Here is a 5545-nt window from a genome sequence, read left to right as displayed (position 1 = left end):
AACCGGGCAGGGAGCTGCAGGGGTGTATGAATTTCTGAAATAGACTTAAGACTGCAAGACTTAAGACATAAGACTAGTTTTTTTAATAACTTAAAAATGGCATCAAAACATAATTTTAGAAAACTGACAATCTGGAAAGAGGGAATCGAAATTGCAAAAGAAACCTATAAAACATCAAAAAAATTCCCTAAATCTGAAGTTTATGGTTTAAGCAGCCAATTGCAACGCTCTGCTGTTTCGATTCCTTCAAATATAGCAGAAGGTACAGCTAGAAATACTAATAAACATTTCATACTATACCTCGAAAATGCGCTTGGTTCAGCTTATGAATGGGAAACCCAGCTTATTATTTCTTTTGAAGCTGGTTACATCAACTTTGAAACATACAAACATTTAGAAACAAAAATTAATAAAATTCAAGCAATGATTTCAAAATTTATAGACGGATTAGTTTAGTCCTAAGTCGTAAGTCTTGAAGTCCTAAGTCAATTAAGTTATGGAAACAACAAATAAAGAATTACTCCGCGGTGGCCAATTCATCGTAAAAGAAACCGCCTGCGAAGATATCTTCACGCCTGAAGATTTTAGTGAGGAACAAAAAATGATGCGTGACTCTGTAAAAGAGTTTGTGGATAGGGAAATCTGGCCTCACAAAGAACGCTTTGAAAAGAAAGATTATGACTTCACTGAAGAAGTAATGCGCAAAGCCGGCGAACTCGGTTTGTTGAGCATTGCTGTCCCAGAAGCTTATGGTGGCATGGGAATGGGTTTTGTTACCACCATGCTTGTTTGTGATTATATATCGGGAGCGACCGGGTCGTTTAGTACGGCTTTTGGCGCGCACACAGGAATTGGTACTTTACCAATCACCCTTTACGGAACCGAAGAGCAAAAGAAAAAATATGTACCCAAACTTGCCAGTGGCGAATGGTTTGGTGCTTACTGTTTAACCGAACCCGGTGCCGGTAGCGATGCCAACAGCGGAAAAACAAAAGCGGTTCTTTCTGATGACGGTAAACAGTACAGCATCAACGGACAAAAAATGTGGATATCCAATGCGGGATTTGCCAAAATATTCATCGTTTTTGCACGTATTGAAGATGACAAAAACATCACCGCTTTTATAGTGGAGCGTGACAAGGCCGAAGGAATGACTTTTGGTGAGGAAGAACACAAACTTGGTATTCACGGTTCATCAACTCGCCAGGTGTTTTTTAGTGATGTAAAAGTGCCGGCTGAAAATCTATTGGGGGAACGCAATGGGGGATTTAAAATTGCAATGAACGCACTCAATGTGGGTCGCATTAAGTTAGCCGCAGCTTGTTTGGACGCCCAACGTCGTGTAACTGAAAATGCTGTAAAGTATGCTAATGAACGTGTTCAGTTTAAAACGCCCATCGCTCAGTTTGGTGCCATCAAGCAAAAGCTTGCTGAAATGGCCACCGCAGCATATGTGGGCGAAAGTGCTTCCTACCGTGCCGGAAAAAATATTGAAGACCGTATCGCATTGCGTGAAGCCGATGGCAACGACCATCAGGAAGCCGAATTGAAAGGTGTTGAAGAATATGCCATAGAATGTTCCATCTTAAAAGTAGCTGTTTCTGAAGACATTCAGAATTGTTCTGATGAAGGCATCCAAATTTTTGGTGGAATGGGTTTCTCAAAAGACACTCCAATGGAAGCCGCCTGGCGTGATGCCCGTATTGCCAGAATATACGAAGGTACTAACGAAATCAACCGTATGCTCGCTGTGGGGATGCTCGTCAAAAAAGCAATGAAAGGCCACGTAGACCTTTTAGGACCAGCCACAGCAGTTAGTGAGGAATTGTTGGGAATCCCTTCCTTTGATACCCCTGATTACTCAGAACTACTAGCTGAAGAAAAAGAAATGATTGGGAAATTGAAAAAAGTTTTTCTGATGGTGGCCGGTGGTGCGGTTAAAAAATATGGTCAGGACATAGAAGAGCACCAACAACTACTGCTCAATGCTGCAGATATTCTTATTGAAATCTATATGGCTGAATCTGCACTATTAAGAGCCGAGAAAAATGCCAAACGTTTTGGTGAAAACAACCAAAAAGAGCAAATTGCAATGGCAAAACTCAATCTCTATCATGCTGTAGAAAAAATTACTACCGCTGCGAAAACAGGGATTATTTCTTTTGCTGAGGGTGACGAACTCAAAATGATGATGATGGGGCTAAAAAGGTTTACCAAGTACACCAACTACCCAGATATTATTGCTCTGCGACGCACTATAGCTGAAAAAGTGATTTCTGAAAATGATTATCCGTTTTAACAACAAATAAGCTCTCAAGCTTTTACAAGGCAAAATTATCATAGAGTTATTAATACCACACTTTACGCCCCTTATTCTATGGGGCGTTTTTTTTATCTGCATTTTTAATATTTCAGTCAACTTTTTTTTCTAATTTCCTTATCTTTCAAAGTAGAAATTATTTAAAATGAGCCAAATGTTGCCACCGCTATTAAATTCTGAAGATTTATGTGGTTTACAAGATCAAGAAGACCTTGTTTTAATTCACGCAGGATCTGGAGAATCTACTTATAAAAACTGTTTAAAAAAACACCTTAGAAGCACACAATTTGTAGATTTAAATACAGATTTGTCCAATATCAAAGAAGATGCAGCCGACGGAGGGAGGCACCCGTTACCCGAAGTGCAAGAATTTGCTTCTTTAATAGCTCGCTTGGGCATTGATTCTCACTCACACGTTATTGTATACGATGAAAATGATGGTGCCAATGCAGCGGCTCGCTTTTGGTGGATGCTTAAAGCTTTGGGGCACAATAACGTACAGGTACTGGATGGTGGCCCTGAAAAAGCAGAACTTGCCGGCTTCCCAACAGACGCCAACAGACCTATTAAAAAGTCTGTAAAACCATATACTACTGAAAAATGGTTACTTCCTACAATAACTTTAGAAGAGGTTTACAAAATCTCAGAAAGCCAAGGAGCTTTAATAATTGACGTTCGGGAACCTGAACGATACAAAGGGATAACCGAGCCCATTGACCTTGTGGCCGGTCATATTCCAGGTGCTATAAATATGCCTTATCATCAAAATCTACAAATAAACGGTAAATTTAAAATGGCAACTGAACTAAAAAAGATGTATCAGGAATTCGCTGCAGACAACACCATTGTACACTGCGGTTCGGGTGTTACTGCATGTCACACTTTACTTTCCTTTGCAGTTGCAGGCTTAGCTCTGCCCAAACTCTATGTGGGTTCATGGAGTGAATGGTCACGAAACAACAAACCCATTTCAACTTTAACTGATACAAAGAAAACTTTTTGATTTTGAATTTCTATATTTATCTAAAACTATCACTTAAATGAAAAAATTAATTTTTCCTTTTTTATTTTGTACTCTTTCCATTTTAACTGCCCAAACTGACACTCGTTTGTATAACATTATAGATGAAGTTTCCCACGAAAGACTAGAAAAAGACGTCACTATTTTAGCCAATTTCGGAACGCGGCATACCCTGAGTGACACCGTTTCAGATACTCGCGGTATCGGTGCTGCACGTCGGTGGATTAAAAAGGAATTTGACCAAATTTCAAAAAACTGTAACAATTGTTTGGAAGTATTTTATCAAAAAGATTTAGTCAAGGAAGGCTCCAATGCCCGTATTCCATTTGATGTGTGGGTAGTCAATGTAGTTGCTATACAACGTGGCACCAAAAATCCTAATCGTTTTGTTATTATGAGCGGTGATATTGACAGCCGGGTAAGTGACCCCAATAATTATACTTCCGATTCGCCGGGAGCCAATGACAATGCCACCGGTGTGGCCGGAGCCATTGAAGCGGCCAGGGTTTTGTCACAATACAAATTTGAAAACAGCATTATCTACACCGGGCTTTCCGGAGAAGAACAAGGGCTTTTTGGCGGTGCCGGACTGGCCAATTACGCCAAAGAACAAGGTTGGGAAATCATTGGAGTGCTTAACAACGATATGATTGGAAATATTGAAGGTGTCAATGGTGTGATCAGCAACAGGGATTTCCGTATTTTTTCAGAACCCGTCCCTCCCACCGAAACTGAAAGAGAGCGTTCGATGAGGCGGTTTTACGGAGGAGAAGTAGATGGCATCTCAAGACAGTTGGCTCGTTATGTTTACAAAACCACAAAAAAATATATGCCGGAGATGAACCCTATGCTCATTTACCGTTTAGATCGTTTTGGGCGCGGTGGGCACCATCGTCCTTTTAATGATGCCGGATTTGCAGGTATTCGCATTATGGAAGCCCATGAAAACTACAACCAGCAGCATCAGGACATCAGAGTTGAAAACGGTATTGCTTATGGTGATGTTGTTGAGCACGTCAACTTTGAATACGCCGCCAAACTCACTGCTGTAAACGCGATAGCAATGGCCTCTTTAGCCTGGGCACCAACGGCACCAAAAAATGTTATGATTGGTGGTATCGTGGAACCTTCAGCAAAATTAAAATGGGACAAAGTACCCGGTGCTGTTGGCTATAAAATTTACTGGAGAGACACCACTTCACCAATCTGGGAGTTCAGCAGAAATGTTGGCGATGTTTCTGAGTTTACGCTGGATGGCATCGTGATTGACAATTACTTTTTTGGAGTTGCAGCCATAGGAAAAGATGGGCACGAAAGTGTGGTGGTTTTTCCGGAAGGCGTGTTTAGGTAGAGCAAGACAACTATTTATAGTTTTAGACATTTATACTCTTTAATTTTGCATAGCCAATTCTTTATTTTTTTATACTGAAAAATAAAAGAAGTGTCCATTTAAAAAACTAAACTATTTTTGTACAAATTGAATATCGATGAGCAAATATACTATTGCACTTATTCTCATTTTTTTTTCGGGAAACTCAATATTTTCCCAAACCTTCACCTTACAAGACAGCTTACGCGGAAGCGTTACTCCAGAGCGTGTTTGGTGGGATTTGACATACTACCATCTCGATATTGAAGTCAAACCCAACGATCAATGGTTGGGAGGTAAAAACACGATTCGATATAGCGTGCTTGAGCCCTATCAAGTGCTGCAAGTGGATTTGCAAAATCCTCTGAATATTGAAAAAATCACTCAGGACGGTAAAAATCTGGAATTTACCAGCACTGGCAACGCACATTTTATTTCTTTATTAAAACCACAGCAAAAAGGGGCCAGCGAAGAAATAGAAATTTATTACAGTGGTCATCCAAAAAAGGCGGTTAATGCACCCTGGGATGGAGGTATTACTTGGGAAAAAGACAAGAATGGAAACCATTTTGTTGCTTCTTCTAATCAGGGAATCGGTGCCAGCATTTGGTGGCCAAATAAAGACCATATGTATGACGAAGCAGATAGTATGGCTATTAGTGTTCGCGTACCAGAACAATTAATTAATGTTTCCAACGGAAGGCTTAGAAGTATAGAGGAGCACAAAGACAATACAAAAACCTGGCATTGGTTTGTTACCAACCCCATCAACAATTATGGTGTAAACATAAATATTGGAGATTATGTACATTTCGGCGAACAATATAAAGGAGAA

The 5545-nt window shown here is 40.1% G+C and carries 4 protein-coding genes and 1 pseudogene; all 5 read left to right on the top strand.

Annotation, left to right across the window (positions count from 1 at the left end):
• The first annotated feature begins 96 nt into the window (after window positions 1-96).
• A complete protein-coding gene (locus AACY61_RS07990) occupies window positions 97-456 on the top strand; it encodes a four helix bundle protein (protein ID WP_339611048.1) in 360 nt (119 codons plus the stop codon).
• Between the two features lie 40 nt (window positions 457-496).
• Window positions 497-2299, top strand: coding sequence for an acyl-CoA dehydrogenase family protein (locus AACY61_RS07985; RefSeq protein ID WP_339611047.1), 1803 nt, complete (start codon window positions 497-499; stop codon window positions 2297-2299).
• A gap of 166 nt (window positions 2300-2465) precedes the next feature.
• On the top strand, window positions 2466-3323 hold the full coding sequence (locus tag AACY61_RS07980; protein ID WP_339611046.1) for a sulfurtransferase: 858 nt from the start codon (window positions 2466-2468) through the stop codon (window positions 3321-3323).
• A gap of 37 nt (window positions 3324-3360) precedes the next feature.
• Window positions 3361-4692: a M28 family metallopeptidase gene (locus AACY61_RS07975; protein WP_339611045.1), complete on the top strand. Its 1332-nt coding sequence runs from the start codon at window positions 3361-3363 to the stop codon at window positions 4690-4692.
• Between the two features lie 136 nt (window positions 4693-4828).
• Window positions 4829-5545: pseudogene (locus tag AACY61_RS07970) on the top strand (M1 family peptidase); the annotation flags it as partial.

It is taken from the genome of uncultured Planktosalinus sp. (assembly GCF_963973675.1).
In the GTDB taxonomy this organism is placed as follows: domain Bacteria; phylum Bacteroidota; class Bacteroidia; order Flavobacteriales; family Flavobacteriaceae; genus Planktosalinus.
Note: the sequence above shows the minus strand (reverse complement) of the source record. Positions and strands in the feature narration are given on the sequence as shown.